This is a genomic window from Micromonospora sp. C95 (genome assembly GCF_018070465.1).
Classification (GTDB): domain Bacteria; phylum Actinomycetota; class Actinomycetes; order Mycobacteriales; family Micromonosporaceae; genus Micromonospora.
Window position 1 is genome coordinate 479,846 of the sequence record NZ_JAGPXT010000002.1, and the last position, 21,983, is coordinate 501,828.

The 21,983-nt window shown below is 72.3% G+C and carries 24 protein-coding genes; 11 read left to right on the plus strand and 13 right to left on the minus strand.

Features of this window, described 5'->3' with window-relative positions; translation table 11 throughout:
* Positions 1-40 precede the first annotated feature (40 nt).
* A complete protein-coding gene (locus tag KBX00_RS04735) occupies positions 41-754 on the minus strand; it encodes a histidine phosphatase family protein (protein ID WP_210823525.1) in 714 nt (237 codons plus the stop codon).
* Between the two features lie 482 nt (positions 755-1,236).
* On the opposite strand from KBX00_RS04735, the gene KBX00_RS04740 reads away from it, so the two are divergent.
* Positions 1,237-1,830: a hypothetical protein gene (locus KBX00_RS04740; RefSeq protein ID WP_210823527.1), complete on the plus strand. Its 594-nt coding sequence runs from the start codon at positions 1,237-1,239 to the stop codon at positions 1,828-1,830.
* A gap of 313 nt (positions 1,831-2,143) precedes the next feature.
* Here the strand turns inward: KBX00_RS04740 and KBX00_RS04745 are convergent, their stop codons facing one another.
* The gene (locus tag KBX00_RS04745) at positions 2,144-2,980 is read right to left on the minus strand and encodes an undecaprenyl-diphosphate phosphatase (protein ID WP_210823529.1); all 837 of its coding nucleotides are present in this window, start codon (positions 2,978-2,980) and stop codon (positions 2,144-2,146) included.
* On the minus strand, positions 2,977-4,029 hold the full coding sequence (locus KBX00_RS04750) for an LLM class F420-dependent oxidoreductase (RefSeq protein ID WP_210823531.1): 1,053 nt from the start codon (positions 4,027-4,029) through the stop codon (positions 2,977-2,979). The genes KBX00_RS04745 and KBX00_RS04750 overlap by 4 nt, the downstream gene beginning before the upstream one ends.
* A 139-nt stretch (positions 4,030-4,168) precedes the next feature.
* On the opposite strand from KBX00_RS04750, the gene KBX00_RS04755 reads away from it, so the two are divergent.
* Both KBX00_RS04755 and KBX00_RS04760 read left to right on the plus strand, forming a co-directional pair.
* Positions 4,169-5,140: an aldo/keto reductase gene (locus KBX00_RS04755; protein WP_210823533.1), complete on the plus strand. Its 972-nt coding sequence runs from the start codon at positions 4,169-4,171 to the stop codon at positions 5,138-5,140.
* Positions 5,141-5,195: 55 nt separating this feature from the next.
* Complete coding sequence (locus KBX00_RS04760; RefSeq protein WP_053655860.1) at positions 5,196-5,387, plus strand: DUF5703 family protein; 192 nt, start codon at positions 5,196-5,198, stop codon at positions 5,385-5,387.
* Between the two features lie 551 nt (positions 5,388-5,938).
* Here the strand turns inward: KBX00_RS04760 and KBX00_RS04765 are convergent.
* Positions 5,939-6,592 carry a hypothetical protein gene (locus KBX00_RS04765; protein ID WP_210823535.1) on the minus strand — a complete coding sequence of 218 codons (654 nt, stop codon included), beginning with the start codon at positions 6,590-6,592 and terminating at the stop codon, positions 5,939-5,941.
* A gap of 34 nt (positions 6,593-6,626) precedes the next feature.
* On the minus strand, positions 6,627-7,955 hold the full coding sequence (locus KBX00_RS04770) for a M20/M25/M40 family metallo-hydrolase (RefSeq protein WP_210823537.1): 1,329 nt from the start codon (positions 7,953-7,955) through the stop codon (positions 6,627-6,629).
* A gap of 114 nt (positions 7,956-8,069) precedes the next feature.
* On the opposite strand from KBX00_RS04770, the gene KBX00_RS04775 reads away from it, so the two are divergent.
* The 3 genes from KBX00_RS04775 to KBX00_RS04785 all read left to right on the plus strand — a co-directional run bounded on the left by KBX00_RS04775 (position 8,070) and on the right by KBX00_RS04785 (position 10,001).
* Positions 8,070-8,669, plus strand: a complete 600-nt coding sequence (locus KBX00_RS04775; RefSeq protein ID WP_210823539.1) for a hemerythrin domain-containing protein — start codon at positions 8,070-8,072, stop codon at positions 8,667-8,669.
* A 77-nt stretch (positions 8,670-8,746) separates the two neighbouring features.
* Entirely contained in the window at positions 8,747-9,745 is a 999-nt protein-coding gene (locus KBX00_RS04780; RefSeq protein ID WP_210823540.1) for a LysR family transcriptional regulator, read from the plus strand.
* A 19-nt stretch (positions 9,746-9,764) separates the two neighbouring features.
* Positions 9,765-10,001, plus strand: a complete 237-nt coding sequence (locus tag KBX00_RS04785; protein WP_164447243.1) for a hypothetical protein — start codon at positions 9,765-9,767, stop codon at positions 9,999-10,001.
* A 5-nt stretch (positions 10,002-10,006) separates the two neighbouring features.
* Here the strand turns inward: KBX00_RS04785 and KBX00_RS04790 are convergent, their stop codons facing one another.
* The 8 genes from KBX00_RS04790 to KBX00_RS04825 form a co-directional block, all read right to left on the minus strand.
* Complete coding sequence (locus tag KBX00_RS04790; protein ID WP_210823542.1) at positions 10,007-10,198, minus strand: hypothetical protein; 192 nt, start codon at positions 10,196-10,198, stop codon at positions 10,007-10,009.
* A 4-nt stretch (positions 10,199-10,202) separates the two neighbouring features.
* Positions 10,203-11,048: a hypothetical protein gene (locus KBX00_RS04795; RefSeq protein WP_210823545.1), complete on the minus strand. Its 846-nt coding sequence runs from the start codon at positions 11,046-11,048 to the stop codon at positions 10,203-10,205.
* A gap of 130 nt (positions 11,049-11,178) precedes the next feature.
* Positions 11,179-11,877: a hypothetical protein gene (locus tag KBX00_RS04800; RefSeq protein ID WP_210823547.1), complete on the minus strand. Its 699-nt coding sequence runs from the start codon at positions 11,875-11,877 to the stop codon at positions 11,179-11,181.
* Positions 11,874-12,449, minus strand: a complete 576-nt coding sequence (locus tag KBX00_RS04805; RefSeq protein WP_210823549.1) for a hypothetical protein — start codon at positions 12,447-12,449, stop codon at positions 11,874-11,876. The genes KBX00_RS04800 and KBX00_RS04805 overlap by 4 nt, the downstream gene beginning before the upstream one ends.
* Before the next feature lie 225 nt (positions 12,450-12,674).
* Positions 12,675-13,322 (minus strand): hypothetical protein, encoded by a 648-nt coding sequence (locus KBX00_RS04810; protein ID WP_210823551.1) that lies wholly within the window; start codon positions 13,320-13,322, stop codon positions 12,675-12,677.
* A 223-nt stretch (positions 13,323-13,545) separates the two neighbouring features.
* Positions 13,546-13,896 carry a DUF3140 domain-containing protein gene (locus KBX00_RS04815; protein ID WP_210823553.1) on the minus strand — a complete coding sequence of 117 codons (351 nt, stop codon included), beginning with the start codon at positions 13,894-13,896 and terminating at the stop codon, positions 13,546-13,548.
* Positions 13,896-14,060, minus strand: a complete 165-nt coding sequence (locus KBX00_RS04820; protein WP_166458402.1) for a hypothetical protein — start codon at positions 14,058-14,060, stop codon at positions 13,896-13,898. The genes KBX00_RS04815 and KBX00_RS04820 overlap by 1 nt, the downstream gene beginning before the upstream one ends.
* Before the next feature lie 14 nt (positions 14,061-14,074).
* Complete coding sequence (locus KBX00_RS04825) at positions 14,075-16,627, minus strand: ATP-dependent Clp protease ATP-binding subunit (protein WP_210823555.1); 2,553 nt, start codon at positions 16,625-16,627, stop codon at positions 14,075-14,077.
* Between the two features lie 116 nt (positions 16,628-16,743).
* Between KBX00_RS04825 and KBX00_RS04830 the strand changes: the two genes are divergently transcribed.
* The 5 genes from KBX00_RS04830 to KBX00_RS04850 all read left to right on the plus strand — a co-directional run bounded on the left by KBX00_RS04830 (position 16,744) and on the right by KBX00_RS04850 (position 21,944).
* A complete protein-coding gene (locus KBX00_RS04830; protein WP_210823557.1) occupies positions 16,744-17,133 on the plus strand; it encodes a hypothetical protein in 390 nt (129 codons plus the stop codon).
* 147 nt (positions 17,134-17,280) lie between these two features.
* Positions 17,281-17,541, plus strand: coding sequence for a hypothetical protein (locus KBX00_RS04835; protein WP_092379879.1), 261 nt, complete (start codon positions 17,281-17,283; stop codon positions 17,539-17,541).
* Between the two features lie 8 nt (positions 17,542-17,549).
* Complete coding sequence (locus tag KBX00_RS04840) at positions 17,550-18,617, plus strand: hypothetical protein (protein ID WP_210823559.1); 1,068 nt, start codon at positions 17,550-17,552, stop codon at positions 18,615-18,617.
* Positions 18,610-21,279: an FtsK/SpoIIIE domain-containing protein gene (locus tag KBX00_RS04845; protein WP_210823561.1), complete on the plus strand. Its 2,670-nt coding sequence runs from the start codon at positions 18,610-18,612 to the stop codon at positions 21,277-21,279. Before KBX00_RS04840 ends, KBX00_RS04845 begins: the two co-directional genes overlap by 8 nt.
* Positions 21,276-21,944 (plus strand): hypothetical protein, encoded by a 669-nt coding sequence (locus KBX00_RS04850; protein WP_210823563.1) that lies wholly within the window; start codon positions 21,276-21,278, stop codon positions 21,942-21,944. Before KBX00_RS04845 ends, KBX00_RS04850 begins: the two co-directional genes overlap by 4 nt.
* Positions 21,945-21,983 lie beyond the last annotated feature (39 nt).

A 21,983-nucleotide genomic window follows, 5' to 3' on the forward strand; every position in this document is an offset into this window, starting at 1 on the left:
GCGACCCACCGGAACGTGCCGGGGTGCGGAGCCGGACGGCTCACCGGGACGCCCCCGCGCCGCCGCCGACCGCGGCGTCCGAGTCCGTCGGCCGGCGGGCCCGCCGACGTCGCTTGCCGGGCGGCGGTACCAGGCCGGCCAGGTCGCCGCCGATGTCGTTGAGGCGTACCAGGAAGGGCCGCAGGGGGGTGTAGCGGATCGCGGTCACCGACGCCGGGTCCACCACGATCCGTTGAAAAAGATCCAGGTGTACGCCGAGCGCGTCGGCGACGATGGCCTTGATCACATCACCGTGGCTGCACGCCAGCCAGACCGCCTCGGGGCCGTGCTCGGCGGTCAGTCGGTCGTCCCAGGCGCGTACCGCCGCGACCGCCCGGGTCGACATCTGCGCCATCGCCTCGCCCTCGGGGAAGACCACCCCGCTGGGATGCTGCTGCACCATCGGCCAGAGCGGCTCCTTGGCCAGCTTCTTCAGCGGCTGGCCCTCCCAACTGCCGTACCCGCACTCGATCAGACCGTCGTCCACCACCGGCGACGCCTCGGGCAACGCCAGCTCCAGGGTCTGCCGACAGCGAATCAGCGGGCTGGTCACCACGGCCGCCAGCGGCACCACCCGCAACCGTTCGCCCACCGCGGTGGCCTGGGCGCGGCCGGTCTCGTCCAGCTCGACGGGCTGCCGACCGGCGAGGCCACCGTCGGCGTTCGCGGTGGTGCGTCCGTGCCGCAGGAGCAGAAGTGTCGCCACTCGCACCACCCTAGGCCCTCGCCCCACACCGCTCAGGGCGGTACCGAACTCCCAGACGGGACACCGGGAGGCCGCACCCGCCGCCGGATCCCGCCCCGGCCGGCTCGGAACCGTTGGGGCTGAGCTGCCCGGATGGGCGCGGTGTCCGGTTTCCCGGGGTCGGCGGCGGGTGAGCCGGCGGAATCATCGGCCGGTGGCCGGCGTTGTAACCGGTGGCTGACCAAGCAGCACCCGTCCCGCCCCCGGGCGTGGGCCGCCGGATGCGGGAATCACCCGCCCCGGCCGGTCGTTGCACATGGTCCCGGCGCGCGATCTGCCCCCGCCCCGCGCACCTGCGGGACGCGCCCCGGCCATCCCCCTGAAACGCCCGGCACCACCACGGCCGGGCCTACGCCCCCGCTGTCTTCTGGCGCTCGACCGCGCCCGGCCGTACCCCGTCATCCCCCCGGATGCAGCGGGCGAGGCCCACCCCCAACGCGAAGGAGCCCCCGATGAACACCATGCTGCGCAAGAGCATCCTCGGCATCGCCGGCCTCACCGCCGCCGCCGGACTCGCCGCCGGCCCGCTGAACCACGGCACCACCACCGGCAACGAGTTCACCCCGACCACCCCGATCGCCGCCGTCCAGGCCGACAAGCCGGACACGGGCACCCTGCTGCCGCACGGCACCCCCACCAACCAGTCCCACGTCGACCTGAACGACGAGCAGATCGACAACGTCAAGGCGATCATCGCCGCGACGAAGAAGGCCGGCATGGACGAGCGTGCCGCCGTCGTGTCGATCGCGACCGCCCTACAGGAGTCGAAGCTGGAGAACCTGGGCCACCTCGGTGACCGCAACGACCACGACTCCCAGGGCCTGTTCCAGCAGCGCCCGTCGTCCGGCTGGGGCACCGTCGAGCAGATCACCGACCCCGAGTACTCGACCCTGGCCTTCCTCAAGGCGTTGAAGCAGGTCGACGGCTGGCAGGACATGCCCCTCACTGAGGCCGCCCAGACCGTGCAGGTCTCGGCCTACCCCGACCACTACGCCCAGTGGGAACAGCAGGCCGCCGACCTCGTCACCGAACACTGGACCAGCTGACACCAGCCGACAACCGAAGACATTCCTCGACAGGGGGAGCAAGAACCGCCGGCCGGCACCCGAACCAGGGTGCCGGCCAGCGGCATACCCACACCACAGACCAACCGGACAGCAGCATCACAACCGAACCGTCGAACAGACAACAGACAACAGACAACAGACAACCAAACCCCACCCCGGCTGGCCCACACCCGCACGGAGGCCGACCAGGTCAGGCTGGGGGCGACCGTGCCCGGCGCAGGGATCAAGCCTGACCGCCCGAAGCCGGGCACGGTCGCCCCCAGCCGCACCGCAACCACCCACAAACCAGAACTCAGGTGGCGCTTATCGTCCCGGTCAGTAGCAGGGCCAGGACGAGCGTGCCGATCGCGACCCGGTACAGCACGAAGATGTACAGAGTGTGGTGCGCGACGTAACGCAGCAGCCAGGCGATGGCCGCGTAGCCGACGCCGAACGCGATGAGCGTGGCGACGACCATCTGCGCGACCGTGGGTACCGAGGTGCCGGGCGCCGCCGGTTCGAAGACGTCGCCCAGGCTGAAGATCCCGGACATCACCACCGCCGGGATGGCCAGCAGGAACGAGTAGCGGGCCGCGGTCTCCCGGGTCAGGCTCAGGAAGAGACCGAAGGTGAGCGTCGCGCCGGACCGGGAGACACCGGGGATGAGCGCCAGCGCCTGGGCGAACCCCATCACCACGCCGTCGCGCATCCGGAAGTCCCGCAGGGTCCGGGTCTGCCGTCCCCAGTACTCGGCGAAGGCGAGCACGAAGGCGAACACGATCAGGGTGGTGGCCACCACCCACAGGTTGCGGGCGGTCTCGCGAATCTGGTCCTTGAACAGGAAACCGAAGATGCCGATCGGGATGGAACCGATGATGACGTACCAGCCCATACGGTAGTCGAGGCTGGAACGCACGGATTTGTCCCAGATGCCGACCACCCAGGTCCGGCCGATGCGCCAGATGTCCTTGGCGAAGTAGAGCAGCACCGCCGCCTCGGTGCCCAGCTGGGTGACCGCGGTGAAGGACGCTCCGGCGTCCTGCTCGAAGAAGATCGCCGAGGTGATCCGCAGGTGACCGGACGAGCTGACCGGAAGGAACTCGGTCAGGCCCTGGACGATGCCCAGGACGATGGCTTCGATCCAGGTCACTCCCCGACTCCCGAGAGATCCAGCGCCTCGGCGACGGTCCGCAGGGTCTGCACACCGGTGTCGCGGTCGGCGGCGAAGAGAGTCACCGACAGGGTGGTGACCCCCGCCTCGGCGTACTCGCGCATCCGCTCGGCGATGCGCTCCTTCGGTCCGAGCAGCGAGGTCCGGTCGATGAACTCCATCGGCACGGCCGCCGCGGCGTCGCGCTGCCGCTTGGCCAGGTAGAGCTCCTGCACCTCGCGGGCGGCGTCACCGTAGCCCATCCGGGTGGCCAGCTGGTTGTAGAAGTTCTGCTGGCGGCTGCCCATGCCACCGACATACAGCGCGGCGTACCAGCGGACCAGCTCGGCGCAGGAGTTCAGGTCGTCGCCGACCACGACCGGCACGGAGGGCACCACGTCGAAGCCGGCCAGCTCCTTGCCGGCCGTGGCCCGCCCGGCCCGCACCGCCGCGAGCTGCTCCTGGGCGAACTCGGGGGCGTAGAAGACCGCCAACCAACCGTCGGCGATCTCGCCGGCCAGTTCCAGGTTCTTCGGGCCCACTGCGGCCAGATAGATCGGAATGTGCTCGCGCGGCGGATGGAAGCCCAACCGCAGTGCCTTACCGGGGCCGTCGGGCAGCGGCAGCGTGTAGAACTCGCCGTCGTAGGCGACCTCCTTGCGGCCGACCGCCAGCTTCACGATGTCCACGTACTCCCGGGTGCGGGCCAGCGGCCTACCGAAGCGGACGCCGTGCCAGCCCTCGGAGACCTGCGGGCCGGACACCCCCAGGCCGAGCCGGAACCGCCCCCCGGAGAGCGAGTCGATCGTGGCCGCGGTCATCGCGGTCATCGCGGGTGTCCGGGCGGGGATCTGCATCACCGCGCTGCCGATGTCGATCCGCTGGGTCTGCCCGGCCATCCAGGCCAGCATGCTCGGCGAGTCGGAGCCGTACGCCTCCGCCGCCCACACCACCGAGTAGCCGAGCCGGTCCGCCTCCTGAGCCAGGGCCAGGTGATCGGCCGGCGTGCTCCACGCTGTCTGGTATCCGAGGCTAAGCCCGAGTCGCACAGAGTCCTCCCCCATCCGCAGTCGCATCAGGTTACGCGGTGTCGGCGGCAGGGACGATCACCGGCTCACCCCGATCCCCGGGCAGACTCGGCGGGAGCGAGGATATCCGTCCGGCCCTGGTTCGAAATAAGGTTCACCCATGCAGCAGCGACCGCTCGGCCGCAGCGGGCTGGCGGTTTCCCGGCTCGCACTCGGCACCATGACCTGGGGCCGGGACACCGACGCCGACGACGCGGCCGCGCAGTTGAAGAGCTACCTCGACGCCGGCGGCAACCTGATCGACACTGCCGACGTCTACGGCGACGGTGACGCCGAGTCGGTGATCGGCTCGCTGCTGGGCAGCCTGGTGCCGCGCGAGGAGTTGTTGATCGCGACCAAGGCGGGGCTCCGGCCGGGCGGAGCCCGACGCCGGGACGGCTCCCGCGGGCACCTGCTGCGTACGCTGGACGCCTCACTGCGACGGCTCGGCACCGACCACGTCGATCTGTTCCAGGTGCACGGCTACGATCCGCAGACCCCGTTGGAGGAGACCCTCGCGGCACTTGATCACGCGGTCGCCAGTGGCCGGGTGCGCTACGTCGGCGTGTCGAACTTCTCCGGTTGGCAGACCGCCCGGGCGGCGGCCTGGCAGGCGGCCTGGCCGGGCCGGGCACCGGTGGTCGCCGCACAGGTGGAGTACTCCCTGCTGGAGCGGGGGGTGGAGCGGGAGGTACTACCCGCCTGCGAGGCGCTCGGGTTGGGTGTACTGCCCTGGTCGCCGCTCGGTCGGGGCGTGCTGACCGGCAAGTACCGGCACGGCCGGCCGGCGGACTCCCGGGCGGTGTCGCCGCATTTCGAGCGTTTTGTCGCCACCTATCTGGAGCCCCGCTGCTCCAGCATCGTGGAGGCGGTGGCCACCGCCGCGAGCGGACTCGGCGTCTCCCCGCTGGAGGTGGCGCTGGCCTGGATCCGGGATCGGCCAGGCGTGACCGCGCCGATCCTCGGTGCGCGTACCTCGGGGCAGTTGCTCGGTGCGCTTCAGGTGGAACGGATGACCCTGCCTGAGGAGATCACCACGGCGCTTGACGACGTCTCGGCGCTGGAGGTCGGCTATCCGGAGCGCGACGGTTGAGCATCACGTGCCGAAGGGTGGCGCTTCGGGGGTCTGGCTGGGCAGCATAGGCCCCATGGACTACGAATACGCGCCGCTGCGGTTACCGCCGAACGTCGACCGGTTGACCGCCGCGGCGCAGCTGGCGATCCAGGCGGAGTTCTCCGGTTGGGAACTGGCCCGGGTTCGGCTGTTCCGTGACGGCACGCGGCAGGTGGTGCTGCGCCGCCGACGGGTCAACCAGCCGCAGCCGGGCCTGTCGTACTGACCGTCGACGGCGCGCCGGGCAGCGGGCCCATATGTGGCCGGCCGCAGACGGACGCCGGCCCGGAGAAAGTATGTCTCCCTCGTGCGCTGTCGAGCTGAGTCGTTTGCGCTCTCATCCCGCCGGCCACGCGCCTTGTCGGCCCGGATCATCTCCGGGCCGCACCCGGTCGGGTCGGTCAGACCCGATCCCGACGCGGGGCCCTTGCGAACCCGCCGTCGGGCCGCGTCACCCGAGCCGGCCGAGAAGCGCGACTCAGGCAAGCATCCGCTCGACGCGCGTCGGTGATCGCCGCGACGATCCGGCGCCCGCTGGTATCCGCACCAGGCGACCCGATCGCACCAGCGAACCCCGGGACCGCACCATCGATCCGTCCGCGCCCTCAGCTCGACAGCACGCACACGACAAACCACCGGGTCCCCACCGGACCAACCGCGACCGCGCGTGGCACCCCACCGACCGATCCGTCCGCGCCCCCAGCTCGACAGCACGCAGCCGACAATCACCGGGCCGACCGTTGCGGCCGGCCCGCTGACCGATGGGCGCCCACGCTGTCAGTGCACGTGGTCGTGCTCGTCGTCGAGTTCCAGGAACGGGTGCTCGTCGAGGCGGCCGACCAGGCGGTCGTCGGCGCCCGGCTGGAACGGACCCAGCGGGTCGTCGTCGGCGAACGACTCCAGGTCGACCGGGATGCCGACCTCGCTGACCATCACCACGCCGTCGAGCGGCTCCAGCTCCGGCACGTCGAGCGCGCCCAGCGAACCGTCGCCGCTCTGCAGCAGCTCCAGCACCGCCTCGCCGACACCCTCCACCGGCGGCACCTCCTCGTCTCCGGGTACGCCCTCCCGACGGGCCGCCTCGGCGACCCGGATCAACGCGGAGACGCTCGGCACCCGGTAGTCACGCCGCTGGCGTACGGAGATCACCTGCGGGTGCGGGTCGGTGGACTCGACGCCCTCGCCAGCGGCGAAACGCTGGTCGGCCTCGTCCGGGTCGATGGACTCGACGTCCCACGGGGTGACCTCGCCGAAGGCGTCCATGAGTTGCTCGTCGTAGGCGAACGACGCATTGTTCAGCGCGACGTACGCCTGCCAGACGTCGTCGTCGTCGATCCGGCCCTGCGCGGCCCGGACGGCGGCCAGGTGGTGGCGGGCCGCTTCGATCACGCGCTCGAGGGCGGCGTCCAGCTCACCGTGCTGGTCGGTCATGTGAGGCGTCCCCTTCACGAAGAATCCAGGATGTCTAGCAGGTACGCAGGAACCGGTCGAGAACCCGCACGCCGAACTGTAGTCCGTCCACCGGTACCCGCTCGTCGATGCCGTGGAACAGCGCCGAGAAGTTCAGGTCGGCCGGCAACCGCAGCGGCGCGAACCCGAAACACCTGATGCCCAGCTGCGCGAAGGCCTTGGCGTCGGTGCCGCCGGAGAGCATGTACGGCACCGGCCGGGCGCCCGGATCCTCGGCCCGCAGCGCGGCGGCCATGGCCGCCACCAGGTCGCCGTCGAAGGTGGTCTCCAGCGCCGGCTGCCGTTGGACGTACTCGATGGCGATGTCCGGACCGACCAGCTCGCGCAGCTGCCGCTCCAGCAGCTCCGACTGGCCGGGCAGGCTGCGGCAGTCGATGGTGGCGCTGGCCCGGCCGGGGATGACGTTGTCCTTGTACCCGGCGGCGAGCCGGGTCGGGTTCGCGGTGTTACGGATGGTGGCGCCGATGATGTTCGCGATCGGGCCGAGCTTGGCGATGGCGGCTTCCGGGTCGTCCGGGTCCAGTTCGATGCCGAGGACCTCGGAGACCTCCTCCAGGAAGGCGCGCACGGTGTCGGTGACCACCACCGGGAAGCGGTGCCGGCCGATCCGGGCCACCGCCTCGGCCAGCGCGGTGACCGCGTTGTCGTCGTGCAGCATCGAGCCGTGCCCGGGCCGGCCCTTGGCGTGCAGCCGCAGCCAGTCGATGCCCTTCTGGGCGGTCTCGATCAGGTAGAGCCGCCGCGACGGGTCCACCGTGTACGAGAAGCCACCGACCTCACCGATGCCCTCGGTGCAGCCGTCGAAGAGGTCACGGTGCCGGGTGGTCAGGAAGTGGGCGCCGTACTCGCTGCCCGCCTCCTCGTCCGCGGTGTACGCGAGCACGATGTCCCGTGGCGGGCGCACCCCCGTACGCTGCCAGTCCCGCACCACCGCGAGGACCATCGCGTCGAAGTCCTTCATGTCGATGGCACCGCGGCCCCACAGATAGCCGTCGCGCAGCTCGCCCGAGAACGGGTGCACCGACCACTCGTCGGCGTCCGCCGGTACGACGTCCAGGTGCCCGTGCACGAGCAACGCACCGCGACTGGGATCGGTGCCGGGTATCCGGGCGACCACGTTGGCCCGGCCGGGCGCGGACTCGTGGACGACCGGGGTGATGCCGACGTCGGCGAGCTTCTCCGCGACGTACTCGGCCGCGCCGCGTTCGCCGACGCTGGTGTCGTTGTCGCCGGTGTTCGTGGTGTCGATGCGCAGCAGGTCCCGGCACAGCTCGACGACCTCGTCGGTCGGCGCGGGGAGGGCGGCGTGGGCGTCGCTCGTCATCGTGCCTTCATATCAGCCTAGAGTTTCGGTTCGGGCGGCTGCGGGTACTGCCGCGCCTGCCCGATGCCCGTCGAAGCCATCTCGTCGCTCCGCCCGCCCGCCCAGGAGGCGACCATGTCCGTCCACCTGCCGCCGCTGCCGCCCACCCCCGGGGACGAATACCAGCCCCCCGGCCGCAGCATCGCCGACCTCGTCGCCGAGGAGCACCGGCAGTTGCTGGAGTTGACCCGGCGGCTGATCGAGCCCGGGCCGGACCCGGAGCACGGCCGCGACGTCCTGGTCGCCGCCCTGTCGCGGCACCTCTCCGGGGAGGAGCAGTACCTGCTGCCCGCCGTCCGGCACGCCGTGGACGGCGCGAACCCGCTCGTCGACGAGGTGTTGGCCGGCGACGTCGAGCTGCTGCGGGCCCTGCAGGGGCTGACCGACGAGGCCCTGCCCGACGTGGCCGCCCGGGTCGAGGCGCACGCCCGTGCGGTCGACCCGTTGGTGCAGCGGCTGTGCGCCGCCGCCACCGAGGAGGAGCTGATCCGGCTCGGCAACCGGTTGGAGATCGCCGAGGAGGCGGCACCGACCCGCCCGCATCCGGCGGTGCCGCACAACCCGCCGTGGAACCGGATCGTCGAGCCGGCGGTCGGGGTGGTGGACAAGGTTCGGGACGTCCTCGCCGGCCGGCACACCCAGATGAGTGAGCTGACCGAGCCGCCACCTCGGTGAGAGACCCGCGCCACGTTCATGGTCGTTGATCCGTCCAGGCACTACCGCCAGCTGCGCCGTGGCCCTACCGTCACGCTATGAATCTGGAGTTGCGCCACCTGCGGGTGGTCTGCGCCATCGCGGAGACGGGGAGCGTGACCAAGGCGGCCTCGACGCTCGGGCTGGCCCAGCCGGCGCTGACCGCCCAGCTCCAGCGGATCGAACGTACCCTCGGCGGGCCGCTGTTCGAACGGGACCGGCGCGGCGCGCGGCCCACCGCGCTCGGCGAGTTGGTGCTGGCCCGGGCCCGGGTGCTGCTGCCGGCCATGAAGGGCCTGCAGGACGAGGCGGCCCGGTTGGCCGGCGCGGGGGACGCGCCCCGCCGGTACCGGTTCGGCGGGGTGAACAGCCCGATCCTGGGTCGGTTGGTGCACCGGCTGGCCGCCGAGCAGCCGCAGGCGCAGATCAGCACGCACGCCTCCTGGTCGGTCGACGAGCTGGCCCAGCTGGTCGCCGGCGGCCGGCTGGACTACGCGCTGACCGGGGTGTGTGGTGACTCGACACCGTCGGCGGATTACGGGCTGAGCTGGCGGGAGGTCGCCGTCGACCCGGTCATGGTGCTGCTGCCGGAGACCCACCCGCTGGCCGGGCGCGACGAGGTGGACCTGGCCGACCTGCGGCACGAGCAGTGGGTGGCGGCGCCGGGGGACGGCTGCTTCGGCGACTGCTTCGCCGCCGCCTGCGCCCGGGCCGGGTTCACCCCCCGCAAGGTGTACGAGGCCGACGTACGCAGCTGCATCGACCTGGTGGACGCCGGCGAGGCGGTGGCGCTGTGCCAGGCCACCTTCCGGCCGGTTGCCGGTCTGGTGACCCGCCGGCTGGTCGACACGCCGCTGCGCTGGCGGCTGATGCTGGGCTGGCATCCGGAGTCCGCCGCCGCCCGCACCGCCGACCTGGTGCTGGAGACCGCCCTGGTCGCGTACACCGACGCCCTCGCGCCGCATCCGGCGTACCTGGCCTGGCTGCTGCGCAACCCGGCGTTCGGTGTCCGGCGACCGGCGCCGGTGGTGGCTGCGCACCGGGTGCGAACCGGCTGAGCGCGGGTAAGGGGCGGGTATGACCGACCTCTATCCCGCCGCCGACGAGCGCGAACTGCTCCGTCGGGCCGCCGCCGCGCACACCGCCGCCGTCCGGGAGTGCGAAGCCTTCCTGCGCCGGTTGCCGGAGGTGCCGGACCCGGCCGACCTGGCCGAGTACGCCAACCTGCTCACCCGCGAGGAGCAGACCCGCGCCGACCGGCAGGCCGCCGCCGACGCCGCCGGGCTGGCCATCGCCAGCCTCGAAGCCGAGTGAGCCCGTCAGTCTCTGTCACGCTTGCGGCGGGTGAGCGAGTAGGCGGTCGCGCCGGCAAGCAGGCCGGCCACCGCGCCGAGCAGCGCGGTGCCGACGGCCGAGTCGATCGCCTCGTAGTCGCTCGCGGACCAGCCCCAGAGCCAGCCGGCGGCCGCGCCCGCGACCAGCCCGATCAACGGCCAGCCCGCTGATCTCATGGGTTCACGCCCGTCGCCGGTCGGCGCGACGTCGGCTGCCGGTCAACAGCAGGAAGGCCACGCCGACGAGCATAACCGCTCCGATCACGGCGGCCAGCCCCGGGCCGCGCCGGCCCGCGGGTTTGACGTCCACCAGGACGGTTCCGGCCGCGGGATTGTAACCGCCGTTGGCGGCGACCCGCAGCTCGTAGCGCCCCGGCTGGGTGGCAGTTCCGGTGAACTCCCCGGTCTGTTTGGTGCCAGTGGTCGAGAACGTGTCTTGATCGCGGTCGAGCTCGAGCGGTCCACCCGCACTCTCGACCAGGACGCTCAACGGACGGTCAGCCCGCTCGGCTCGGCTCGACACCTCGTAGGGCAGGGTGAACTGCTCGCCGACCTCGGCGCTCAGCTTCTTTGGGAGAGCGATGCTGAGCTGTTCGGGTTGGATGGTGGTGGCAGTGAACCCGCTCGCGGGGTCGATCTCCACCCGGTCGACCAGCCCGTCGCCGTCCTGCAGGGCGACCTTGAAGGTGTTGGGCCCCGGGCTGACGGAGCCCGCCCTCGGATAGTTCTCGTAGTCGACGACGATGGAGTCCTCCTTCGTGACGGTGGTGACCGGCCCGGACAGGTATCCGTCGTAGAAGACCCGTGTGCCGCCACCGGGCTGGGCCCGCAGCGTCACCAGGGCGGCCGGGCTGTCGTTGAGCGCGCCGACCACGCGGGCGGTGCCGTCGGCTGGCGCGCCGCGGGCGAAAGTGATCCGCATCTTCAGCCGCGTCGTGAACCAGGGCGCGAGGTCTCCGGCGGTCAGGGTCCAGCGCGCCGAGAATTGGGTCCGGTCGCCGGTCAGGGTGCGTTCCCGCGTCGCCATCTCGCTGACGGTCCACTCTGTGGAGCCGGCGATTGCCGGCCCTCCGGTGGTTGCAACGCCGGAGGGCACGACGAAAAGGGCGACGAGGACGACCCGCGCAAGCCGGTGTCGGCTCCGCGTCATCGGTGCCTCACCCGGGGTAGGGTGTGGCGATGTAGGTGGCGTAACCGCTGTTCTCCCAGGTGTGGTCACCCTCGACGCGGTAGGGCTCCCAGTTGTCGAAGTCGGACCACTCGCGGTCGACCCAATAGCCGCCTGCCTCCATCCGGTCAGCGATGGTTTGCTCGGCCTCCTCGCTGCCGTAGTGGCGCTTGCCGATCGGCGGGCACTCGTTGGCGTCCCAGTGTGTCGATCCGACGACGAAGTACCCGAGGCCAGGGTGATACATATAGTCGGTCGAGGGAGGCGCGTAGATGCGGTAGTGCCGCGTCTCCAGACCGACGGCCGGGCAGGCGATCTCCTTCTTGCCGCCGTCGTCGTCCCAGACCGCGGCGGTGTTGCCGGTGCGGACCGGCATGTACATGTCCTGCCAGCTCGAGTCCTCGAAGCCGAAGTCGTCAAGCGTGCTCTTGACGAAGTCGATGTCGGCCCAGTCCCAGAACACGACGCTGGTGGCCCAGTCGACCGCATTGCAGTCCGACACCTTGTCGAGATAGTCGTAGTTGTGGAACTGGATGCCGTCGAAATCGAAGTAATAGCATTGGATGCGCGATGTCGCCGCAGTTGCCGGGTTGCTGGAGGGCACGCCGACCAGGGCCGCCGTCACGGCGACGAGCACCGCCGTGAGGACGGCCACACGGCTGCGGATTCCGCCGAGTGCTTCACTCATTTCGGGGCCTCCTTGGGCAGCTTCGCGATCCATTCGTTGCCCGAGCCCTGCGTCGGCACGGCCTCCTCGTCGGGGGTGAGCCCGACGATGCCGGCCGTGTCGTCGACGAAGATGGTCACGCCGGTGACGTTCGACCAGGAGGCGTTGTAGCTGTACTGCTGGTAGGTGTCGCGGGCGTCATCCCAAACCATGACCGGCCACCCGCGCATCGGCATATCGACCGGCTTGGCGAGCTCGATTTCCCGCACGACGCCGATCCGCTCGGTGCTCACCGCCCGGCTCCAGGTGCCTTCCTTGACCACCTTGTACGTGGTGCCCTGAAGCAACGCACGCAGGGCCGGGTCGGCGGCCATGTGCCGGTCGGCGGTGAGCTTGAGTTCGGCGGAGACGCCGACCGACAACGGTCGAGGCACGGGCTTGTGGGCGGCGGCCTCCGCGCGGGACTTCGGCGGAGCCACCCGCTCGAGGGCCCCGTTCGACACCGGCTTTGCCAATTGGGGCGCCGGGGCCGGTTGGCCGGTCACGGCATTGACCGGCATGACGAGGAGTGCGGCACCGACCAACGCCGCCACTCCAGCAACCGTTCTGATTTTGGGCATGCTGATTCCTTTCAGCGCAGCTTAGAGCTTGTGCTCAGCAGTGGGCAGCCGCAGCCGGTAAATCGAGATCCGGAAATGCGCGGCGCGTGCGCAAGAAAAGTCTGTTTCTCCGACCGATCACCCCCCGTAGGGATCGTCGTCAGCAGATGCGAGTTACCGCAAATATTGGCCAAACGTATCTACGAAACTCACTTCAAGTCAACCCCAGCCGAGTTCAGAGGGTTGGGGAAAGCCAGCGTGCCAGACGCCCCAGCCGGCAACGACCAGCAGCGCGGGCAGCGACGCGATCAACACGAGTTGACCAGACCCGGCGCGGGTGAGCCAGCCCCAGACGGCGAAGCAGGCGAAGGCCGCCAGGCCGAGAACAGCGGTGCCACCCTCCAGCGCGTTGGTCGCAGCAGTCGTCCCGACGGCCAGCGCCAGCAGCGCCGGGACCGGCCCGCGCGGTGGATCTCGCCGGATGATGATCGTCGCGAGCGCGGCCCAGACCAGCATCGCACCGGTGAACCACAGGTAGTGGCCGACGACCTCGTCCCACAGGTGGGCTGCCTCGGCGGACGTGGCGTTGCTGATCGAGTTGGCGGACAGGTGGACGCCGTGTCCTTCGACGTAAGTGACGGCGCCTGCGAGGTAGACGAGCCAAACCACGGCCGAGGTCCCTCCCGCGCGCCAGAGGGAAGCGGCGGCGGGCAGGAGGAACGCGTAGGGCGTCGCCAAATCGATCCAGTCGGCCCAGCGGGTCGACCCGGACCCCACCGGTCCCAGCCACGCAAACCCGCTGCCGACGTGGTGAAACACGGCATAGGCGATCGCGGAGGCCGCGAACCACCGGACGGAGCAGAGCACCCCCACATGGTCTGCCGAGGACGTCAGGTGCGCCAGCCCGGTGGCTAAATGATCAGCTCGACGATGCCTGCGACCCGGGCGTCACGTTCGAGCAGACCGGCATCGACCACGTGTCGAACCCCGGGTCTGATGGAGAGTTGGTCGACCCGAAGCCGAGTAGCCCGGCCGGACGTGCGGGTGTCTCCGGCGCGGTGCGGCGGCGCCGGGGACACCCGTGGCGGGGTCACCGTTCGACGAGCACGTCGTGGCCCAGGTCGAGCAGGCTGTGTCGCCATTCGTCGTCGGCGTTGCCCCGGCCGGGCTTGGCGGCGGTCAGCGAGCGGATCCGCTCGACGGCGTCCCGCATCACCTCGACGTCCTCCGGCGTCAGGTCGACCTTGCGCTTGCGCAGCACGGCGAGGATCTGCCGGCCCGGCTCCGGCAGGTTCAGGTCCGGGTCGGGGCCGAACGCGGCCTCGCCGGAGCCGCGGGTCAGCAGCCACTGTCGCAGTTGCTCGGACGGCACGTTGACCTCGGCGTGGAAGTCCTCCCAGAGCACTTCCACCTCCGGGTCGAGTCGCTGTTCGCGTGCCATCAGCCCTCCTCTGCCGGCGGCGACCCGGACTCCTCCGGGTGCCCCTCGTCGGTCTGCCCACCCAGCCCCTCCGGCGGCACCTGCACCCGGGCTGGGTTGGCCGTCGGTGGCGCCAGGATCGCCTCGGTCCGCTCGTCCTCGCGGGCCTCGTCCGGTTCGGTCATCGGTGCCCTTCCGGTCAGCGGGGATGCGAGGTCGTCGCCCGGGCGTGTCCCCGGCCGGCCGACACGTCGAAGGCCAGCCGGTCGTCCCGGGCGTCGACGGTGACCCGCTGACCGGGTGAGATCTGCTGTTCCAGCAGCATCCGGGACAGATGGTTGTCGACCTCCCGTTGGATCACCCGGCGCAGTGGCCGGGCACCGAACTCCGGCTGGTAGCCGCGCTCGGCGAGCCAGTCGATGCCGGCGGTGGTGAAGTCCACCTCGATGTCCTGGGCGTGCAACCGGCGACGGGTCTCCTCCAGCAGCAGCTCGGTGATCTGACGCAGCTGCTCGGCCTCCAGCCGGCGGAAGATGATCACCTCGTCGATCCGGTTGAGGAACTCGGGGCGGAAGTTCTCCTGCAACCGGCGCATCAGCCGCTCCCGCAGTTCGTCGCTCTCCTGGGGGCTGCCCGGCTCGCCGGCACCGAAGCCGACCGCCCGCTGCGCGCCGGTGATCAGCTCGGAACCGATGTTGCTCGTCATGATGAGCACGGTGTTCTTGAAGTTGACGGTGCGGCCCTGGCTGTCGGTCAGCCGCCCGTCGTCGAGCACCTGCAACAACACGTTGAACACGTCCGGGTGGGCCTTCTCGATCTCGTCGAGCAGCACCACCGCGTACGGACGCCGACGGACCGCCTCGGTGAGCTGGCCGGCCTCCTCGTACCCGACGTAGCCGGGCGGCGCGCCGACCAGCCGGCTCACCGTGTGCCGCTCCTGGAACTCGCTCATGTCCACCCGGACCATCCGGTCCGCCTCGCCGAACAACGCCTCGGCCAACGCCCGTGCCAGTTCGGTCTTGCCGACGCCGGTGGGGCCGAGGAACAGGAAGCTGCCCATCGGCCGGTTCGGGTCGGCCAGGCCGGTACGGGAGCGCCGGACCGCCTCGGCGACCGCGGTGACCGCGTCGTCCTGCCCGACGACCTTCTCGTGCAGCTGGCCCTCCAGCCGCAGCAGTCGGTCCCGTTCCTCCTCGGTGAGCTGGCTGGCCGGGATGCCGGTGGCCCGGGAGACCACCTCGGCGATCTCCTCCGGCCCCACCTCCGGCACCTGGCTGCCGCCGCCGTCGTCGCCCCGGGCCCGCTGCACCTGGCTCTCCAGTTCGGCGACCCGGTCGCGCAGCGCGGAGGCGCGTTCGTACTGCTCGTCGGCGACCGCCTGCTCCTTGTCCCGCCGTACCTCCTCAAGCTGCTGTTCCAGGTCGCGCACGTCGGCGTCCGGGGTCCGGGTACGCAGCCGGACCCGGGCGCCGGCCTGGTCGATCAGGTCGATCGCCTTGTCCGGCAGGAAACGGTCGGTGAGGTAGCGGTCGGACAGTTCGGCTGCGGTCACCAACGCCTCGTCGGTGAACCGCACCTGGTGGTGTGCCTCGTAGCGGTCCCGCAGCCCCCGCAGGATGGCTACGGTGTCCTCGACGCTGGGTTCGGGCACGAACACCGGCTGGAAGCGCCGGGCCAGCGCGGCGTCCTTCTCGATGCTGCGCCGGTACTCGTCGAGGGTCGTCGCGCCGATCACCCGTAGTTCGCCGCGCGCCAGCGCCGGCTTGAGCATGTTCGACGCGTCCATGCCGCCCTCGCTGCCCGCGCCGCCCGCCCCGACCAGGGTGTGGATCTCGTCCAGGAAGATGATCAGCTCCTCCCGGTGGGCCCGGATCTCGTCGATCACCTTCTTCAGCCGTTCCTCGAAGTCGCCCCGGTACCGGGTGCCGGCGACCAGGCCGGCCAGGTCGAGCTGGATCACCCGCTTGCCGAGCAGCGTCTGCGGCACGTCGCCGTCGCAGATCTTCTCGGCCAGACCCTCCACGATCGCGGTCTTGCCGACGCCGGCCTCACCGATGAGCACCGGGTTGTTCTTGGTACGGCGGGACAGGATCTCCACCGCCTGCTCGATCTCGTCGGCGCGCCCGATCACCGGGTCGATCTGGTCGTTGCGGGCCAGGTCGGTGAGGTCCTGGCCGTACTGGTCGAGCGTCGGCGTGCCCCGGTCCGGCCGGGGGCCGTTCGCCGGACCGCGTTCGGCGTTGGCGGCCTGCAGCGACTCCGGCTGGATCCGGCCGGCGGCGAGCATCCGGCCGGCGGGCGACTCGGGATTGAGCGGCAGGGCCATCAGGATGTGCTCGGGCCCGATGTAGTTGGCGCCCATCGCCCGGGACAACTGGTGCGCGTCGAGCAGCGCCCGCTTGGCCGCCGGGGTCAGCGACAGGTTCGGCGGCACCTCGCCGTGCGGGGCGCCGTCGCCGCGTCCGCCCAGCGCGTTGACCAGGGTGTCCGGGTCCGCGCCCGCCCGCCGGACCAGGTCGCGCAGCGGCTCCCGCTGCAATGCCGCCCAGAGCAGGTGGTCGGTGTCCAGGTCGTTGCTCTGCTTCTGCGCGGCCCGGCGCGCCGCGTCGGCGAGCATCTCCCGCGCGTCGGCGGTCATCAGTCGGGTGATGTCGACCCGGTGCGCCGGGCGCCGCCCGCCCTCGCCCCGACCGAAGTACCGCGCCAGGAACTCGTCCCACGGGTCGGAGCCGAAGTCACCGGGTCCAATCATGTCTGTCCTCCGCGGTCGGGCGCGAGACGGTCGGCACGGGCTACCCAGGCACCGGCCGGACAAACGCCACGAAGGGCCAACCCGCCGGTGCCGCCACCGGATGGCAGGCTGAACGGATGGAACCGACACCGTTGTTGATCGTGGACGCGGCAAACGTGGTGGGCTCGCGCCCGAACGGCTGGTGGCGCGACCGGGCCGGGGCCACCGCCCGACTACGCGACACGCTCGTTCCGCTGGGTGGGCGGGGTCTGCCGCCGGACCTGCCGCCACCGGTCGAGGTGGTGCTGGTGGTGGAGGGCGCGGCCCGGGGCGTGCCGGGCGTCGAGGGGGTACGCGTGGTCTCCGCCGCCGGTTCCGGCGACGACGCCGTGGTGGATCTGGTGACCCACGCCGGGCAGCGACGTCGGGTGGTGGTGACGGCCGACCGCGAACTGCGGGAACGGGTCACCGGGTACGGCGCCGAGGTACGCGGGCCACGGTGGCTGACCGGGGGTGGCGCTGGGTGAACGCCCGGCCACCGGTCCCACGAACCGGACCCGGGGCGTCTTTGGTCGACAACCGGTCAGCGGGGCAGGAACACTGACAGGGCAGTTGTTCTGTCCCCTACCGGCATAGGCTCTAATGGAGTCCTCCCCGCCCCCAGGAGGTTCCGCGTGGCGAGCGTCGCCGAGCTCAAGGCAGCCATCGATGTCGCACTTCAGCAGATCGGTGACGGCCAGAGCGCCGTGCAGGCCGCCGGCGAGAAGCTGGCCGAGGCACAGCAGACCCTCGCCGGGGCGCTGGAGGGCAGCGGTCACACCACGGTCGAGGCGGCGCAGGCGTCGTTGACCCAGGCCAGCCAGGAGCTGGAGGAGTGCCTCGCCGCGACACTCGTCGCGGTCGAGCAGGCCCAGCAGTACGTCTCGACGCTGTAGGGGCGGGCGTGTCCATCGTCGAGGAGGTCGGTGCGCAGGTCCGTGCCGCCGCCGAGGAGTTGCCGCTTGGCCTGCTCGGGCAGGCGCTGGAGAAGTTCGGGCTGGCCAGTGAGCGGCTGCGCTGGGTGCGTCAGGAGTCGGCCAACCCGATGGGAGTGCCGGAGCTGTCCAGCGCCACCGAGCACGCGGAGACCGCCGGCTATGCGTTGCGGCTGGCCCAGGAGCAGCTGACCGCGTACCTCGCCGCGATCGGGCTGGCGCCCGACGGAGCGCCACCGGCTGCCGGGCAGCCGCAGCGGCGGCCGGTGCACGACGCGCCCGGGGCGGCCGAACCGCAGGTCGCCACGCCGGAGCCGGCCGGCGAGGTGCGGCTGCGCCGCTGGTGGTCGGTGCGGGTGGCCGAGCTGACCGGCGGGCGGGAAGGCCCGGCCGAGCAACCTGACGAACGCGTCGCCGACTCCCGGGAACTGCTGCACCGGGTGGTACGCGGGGTCCGGGCCGGTGACCGGGACCGGCTGCACCGCGACCTGCGCGGCGCCCACGCCGATGTCGGCCTCGGACTGGCCGCCGTGGCCCCGCCGCTGCTGCGCGACCTCGCCAGCGAGCTGCTCGGTCATCCGCCGCGCGGCGACGACCTGGCCCGGCTGCACCGCGAACTTGACGGTCGGGTCCGCGACCTGCTGCCCGGGCTGCCGGCCCCGGTGCTGGACACACTGCTCAGCCGGGTCTGCCGGATGCCTCCGCCGCGCCGGGGCGAGGGTGAGCAGCCGCACGCCGCCGACCCGGCGGTCACCGCCGGGGTGCTCACCGGTGTCCTACTCGACCGCCTCGGCCGCGACCTGCCGTCCGAGGGCACCGGCGGCGCGGGTGGTGTCCGGCCGGACGACGGCGGGGCGACCGGCGGCCGGCCGGCCGGACGGGGCGGCGAGCCGGGTCTCGGCAGACTTTCGGAGCCCGGTCCACCGTCCGGGCCGACCAGATCCGGCCACGGCCGCGTGACACCGTGGTCAGGGGCGCCCTCCCGGCCCCCCGCCCGCGACGGAGTCGGCCGGCCGAGGCGCGGGATCGATGGCTGACCGGCGCAACCAGCTGGTCACCCGCGTCCGGGAACTGCTCGCCGAGGCGCTCGGCGCGTCCCGGGAACGGTCGGCCACGGCACAGATCACGCTCGCCGCCGCGCGCGAGCGGGCGGCGCGGGTACGGCGGGCCGCCGCCGACGTGCCGGAGCGCGTCGGCGCCGAACGCGACCGCCGCCTGGCCGAGATCGACTCGCGGCACGGCACACGGTTGGCGATGCTGGCCCGGGAGGCGGCCGAGGCCGCGGCCCGGGAGGCGCCCGGCGCGGGTTCGGCGGACTGGCCGGGGTGGCGTCCCACCCCGGCCGCACGGGCCGAACCGCCGGGAGCGACCCGGATCGGCACCGTCCGGCTGGCCGGCACCGAACCGGTGCCGGCGCTGCTGCCGCTGCTCGACGCCGGGCACGTGCGGCTGGACGGGGACGCCGACGGCTGTGCTGCCGTGGTCGCCGCGCTGCTGCTGCGCAGCCTGGGCCGGGCGGCACCGGGCAGTGTCCGGTTGGTCGGCTACGACCCGGACCGGCTCGGTGGCGGGCTGGCCGGATTCGCCCCGCTGGGCCCGGCCGGGCTGCTCACCTTCGTCGGTCCGGGCGGCCTGGGCCGGCTCCTGGACGACCTGGTGGAACAGATCCGCCGGATCAACGAGACCGTGCTGGCCGGCGAGCACGCGTCGCTGCGCGACCTGGCCGCCGCGACGGGTCGCCGCCCGGAGCCGTGGCGGGTCGCCGTGCTGCTCGGCGGGGACGAGCTGTCCCGGCACGAGCGCGGCCAACTCGACCGGGTGGTACGCGCCGGTGTGGCCTGCGGCGTACACCTGATCGTGCGGGGCGTGCCGGTGCCCGACGGCCCGACGGTCACCCGGGTGACGGTGACCGCCGACGGCGCCCGGATCGACGGCATGGCGGTGCGGCTCGACCCGCCGCCGCCGGCCGCCCTGGTCACCGAGACCTGCCGGGACATCGCCTCCGTGGTCAGTGCCGGCCCGGCGCCCACCCCGTTCACCGACCTGCTGCCGCCGGCCGAGCAGATGTGGCGGGAGGACTCGGCGACCGGGCTGACCGCGCCGATCGGCGAGGGACCGCAGGGCCGCCCGGTGCTGGTCACCCTCGGCGACTACCCACCGCACGCCTTGATCGGCGGTCCCTCGGGCACCGGCAAGACGAACCTGATCTTCGCCTGGATCGGGGCTCTCGCGGCCCGCTACTCCCCCGCCGAGCTGGAGTTCTACCTGCTGGACTTCAAGGAGGGGGTGTCCTTCGCCCGGTTCGCCCAGGGGCGGCGGGACCCGAGCTGGCTGCCGCACATGCGGCTGGTCGGCATCAACGTCAACACCGACCGGGAGTTCGGCCTGGCGCTGCTGCGCTTCCTGGCCGAGGAACTGCGCCGACGGGCGGACGCGGCCAAGAAGCACGAGGTCACCAAGCTGGCGGAGTTGCGTGCGGTGGACCCGACCGGGCACTGGCCCCGCATCGTCGCGGTGGTCGACGAGTTCCAGATGCTGCTGGCCGGCCGGGACGCGGTCGCCCGGGAGGCGGCCGACCTGCTGGAGGACCTGGCCCGTCGGGGTCGCTCCCAGGGCATCCATCTGGTGCTGGCCTCGCAGGACGTACGCGGCATCGAGGCGCTGTGGGGCCGTCCCGCGCTGGTCGCCCAGTTCACCCTGCGCATCGCGCTGCCGAAGGCGCTGCGCATCCTCGCCGAACGCAACGACGCCGCCCAGTCGCTACCGAAGTTCCACGCGGTGGTGAACGCCGAGTCGGGTCTGACCGAGGGCAACCAGGTGGCCCGGATCCCGTCGGCAAGCGACTGGGAGACGTGGAGCGACCTGCAACACCGGCTGTGGCGGATGCGCCCGGCCGAGGCTTCGCCCGCCCGTCTCTTCGACGGCGACGCCGTGCCCCGGCTGGCCGACGCGCCGGACTTCCGGGCGCTGCGGGCGCCGGAGGTCGGTACGCCCCGAGGGCCGGTCGCGCTGCTCGGCGAGATCATCGACGTGCAGGCCCGCTCGGCGGCGCTGCGCCTGCCCCGGGCGCCGGGCCGCAACCTGGCCGTCCTGGGTACGCGGGTCGACGAGGCGTGCGCGGTGCTGGACGCGGCGGCCCGCTCGCTGGCCCGGCAGCATCGCCCCGGCAGCGCCCGCTTCTCGATCGCCTGCCTGGACCCGGACGCCGACCCGGCGGCCCGGGCCCTCTACGAGGATCTCGCCGACGACGCCGCCTGGTACGACGAGGAGACCGTGGCCGAACTGATGGCCGAGACCGCCGAGGCGCTGGGCGCGCCCGGTGCCACCGGGGCACCGCACTATCTGCTGCTGTTCGCCGTCGACGCGGCGGCCGGTACGCTCGCCGCCCGCACCGGGCGGGCCACCGGGCTGGAGAACCTGCGCCGGATCCTGCACGACGGCCCCGAGCGGCGTACCCATGTGCTGGCCTGGTGGCGCGGGGTCGCCCGGATGCGCGCCGACCTGGGCGGCACCGGCGCGCGTACCGATCAGATCGGCGCCTGGGTGGCGCTCGACACCCACGGCGGTGAACTGGGCCCGTCGTTGTACCCGGGCAGTGGTGGCCCGGACTGGTACCCCCGCCCGTGGCGTGGGCTCTTCTTCGACCGGGCCGTGCACCGGACCGGGCAGACCATCATCCCCTACGGACCGGCCCGATGAACGAACCGGTCACCAGCCAGACGTACGCGGCCCAGCTGCGCCGGCTCGCCGGGCTGACGACCCGGGTGCGGGAGCAGCGCGCGGAGGCGCGGACCTGGTACGAGCAGCAGTGCGCGGCGGCGGACCGGGCGGTGGCGGAGTCCGCCGACGAGGTGAACCGGGCCGAGCGGGAGCTGGCGGCCGCGCGCGAGGCGCAGGAGCGGGTGGACGCCGAGGTGGCGGTGCTGTGGCAGGAGCTGAACACCCGGCTCGGTGGCGGCGGTCGGCGGGCCGGGGCACCGCCGGCCCCCGCGTCGGAGGCCACCGGCGACCCGGACGCGCTGCTGGAGGGGGTACGCGATCTGCTGCGCCGCACCCGTCAGCCCGGCGAGCTGCCGGGCAACGTCAACCCGCTGCTGGCGCTGTGCGGCGTCGGCGGCGCGCTGCTGGCGTACGCGCTCGGCGCCGTCGCCCGCGCCCTGGGTACCCGCAACGACGGTGACCTGGCCGTCGGTCTGCCGGTGCTGGCCCTGGTGGTGACGCTGCTCGGTCCGGTGCTGGGCCTGATCCCGGCGCGTCTGATCGCCGACCGCCGCCACGCCGTGCTCAGCCCCCGCCCCGTCCTCATCGTCGTCATCGCCGGCCTCACCACCACCCTCCTCCTCCTGACCCTCCCCCTCCCCTAACCACCCCTCCCCTCCCCTCCCCCCACCCCCCCCCCCCCC

Bases quoted from the DNA above. Each gene is read 5' to 3' on its own strand.
- KBX00_RS04740 (WP_210823527.1), top strand. From the start codon at position 1,237: ATGAACACCATGCTGCGCAAGAGCATCCTCGGCATCGCCGGCCTCACC.
- KBX00_RS04755 (WP_210823533.1), top strand. From the start codon at position 4,169: ATGCAGCAGCGACCGCTCGGCCGCAGCGGGCTGGCGGTTTCCCGGCTC.
- KBX00_RS04760 (WP_053655860.1), top strand. From the start codon at position 5,196: ATGGACTACGAATACGCGCCGCTGCGGTTACCGCCGAACGTCGACCGG.
- KBX00_RS04765 (WP_210823535.1), bottom strand. From the start codon at position 6,592: ATGACCGACCAGCACGGTGAGCTGGACGCCGCCCTCGAGCGCGTGATC.
- KBX00_RS04770 (WP_210823537.1), bottom strand. From the start codon at position 7,955: ATGACGAGCGACGCCCACGCCGCCCTCCCCGCGCCGACCGACGAGGTC.
- KBX00_RS04775 (WP_210823539.1), top strand. From the start codon at position 8,070: ATGTCCGTCCACCTGCCGCCGCTGCCGCCCACCCCCGGGGACGAATAC.
- KBX00_RS04780 (WP_210823540.1), top strand. From the start codon at position 8,747: ATGAATCTGGAGTTGCGCCACCTGCGGGTGGTCTGCGCCATCGCGGAG.
- KBX00_RS04785 (WP_164447243.1), top strand. From the start codon at position 9,765: ATGACCGACCTCTATCCCGCCGCCGACGAGCGCGAACTGCTCCGTCGG.
- KBX00_RS04790 (WP_210823542.1), bottom strand. From the start codon at position 10,198: ATGAGATCAGCGGGCTGGCCGTTGATCGGGCTGGTCGCGGGCGCGGCC.
- KBX00_RS04795 (WP_210823545.1), bottom strand. From the start codon at position 11,048: ATGGCGACGCGGGAACGCACCCTGACCGGCGACCGGACCCAATTCTCG.
- KBX00_RS04800 (WP_210823547.1), bottom strand. From the start codon at position 11,877: ATGAGTGAAGCACTCGGCGGAATCCGCAGCCGTGTGGCCGTCCTCACG.
- KBX00_RS04815 (WP_210823553.1), bottom strand. From the start codon at position 13,896: ATGGCACGCGAACAGCGACTCGACCCGGAGGTGGAAGTGCTCTGGGAG.
- KBX00_RS04820 (WP_166458402.1), bottom strand. From the start codon at position 14,060: ATGACCGAACCGGACGAGGCCCGCGAGGACGAGCGGACCGAGGCGATC.
- KBX00_RS04825 (WP_210823555.1), bottom strand. From the start codon at position 16,627: ATGATTGGACCCGGTGACTTCGGCTCCGACCCGTGGGACGAGTTCCTG.
- KBX00_RS04830 (WP_210823557.1), top strand. From the start codon at position 16,744: ATGGAACCGACACCGTTGTTGATCGTGGACGCGGCAAACGTGGTGGGC.
- KBX00_RS04845 (WP_210823561.1), top strand. From the start codon at position 18,610: ATGGCTGACCGGCGCAACCAGCTGGTCACCCGCGTCCGGGAACTGCTC.
- KBX00_RS04850 (WP_210823563.1), top strand. From the start codon at position 21,276: ATGAACGAACCGGTCACCAGCCAGACGTACGCGGCCCAGCTGCGCCGG.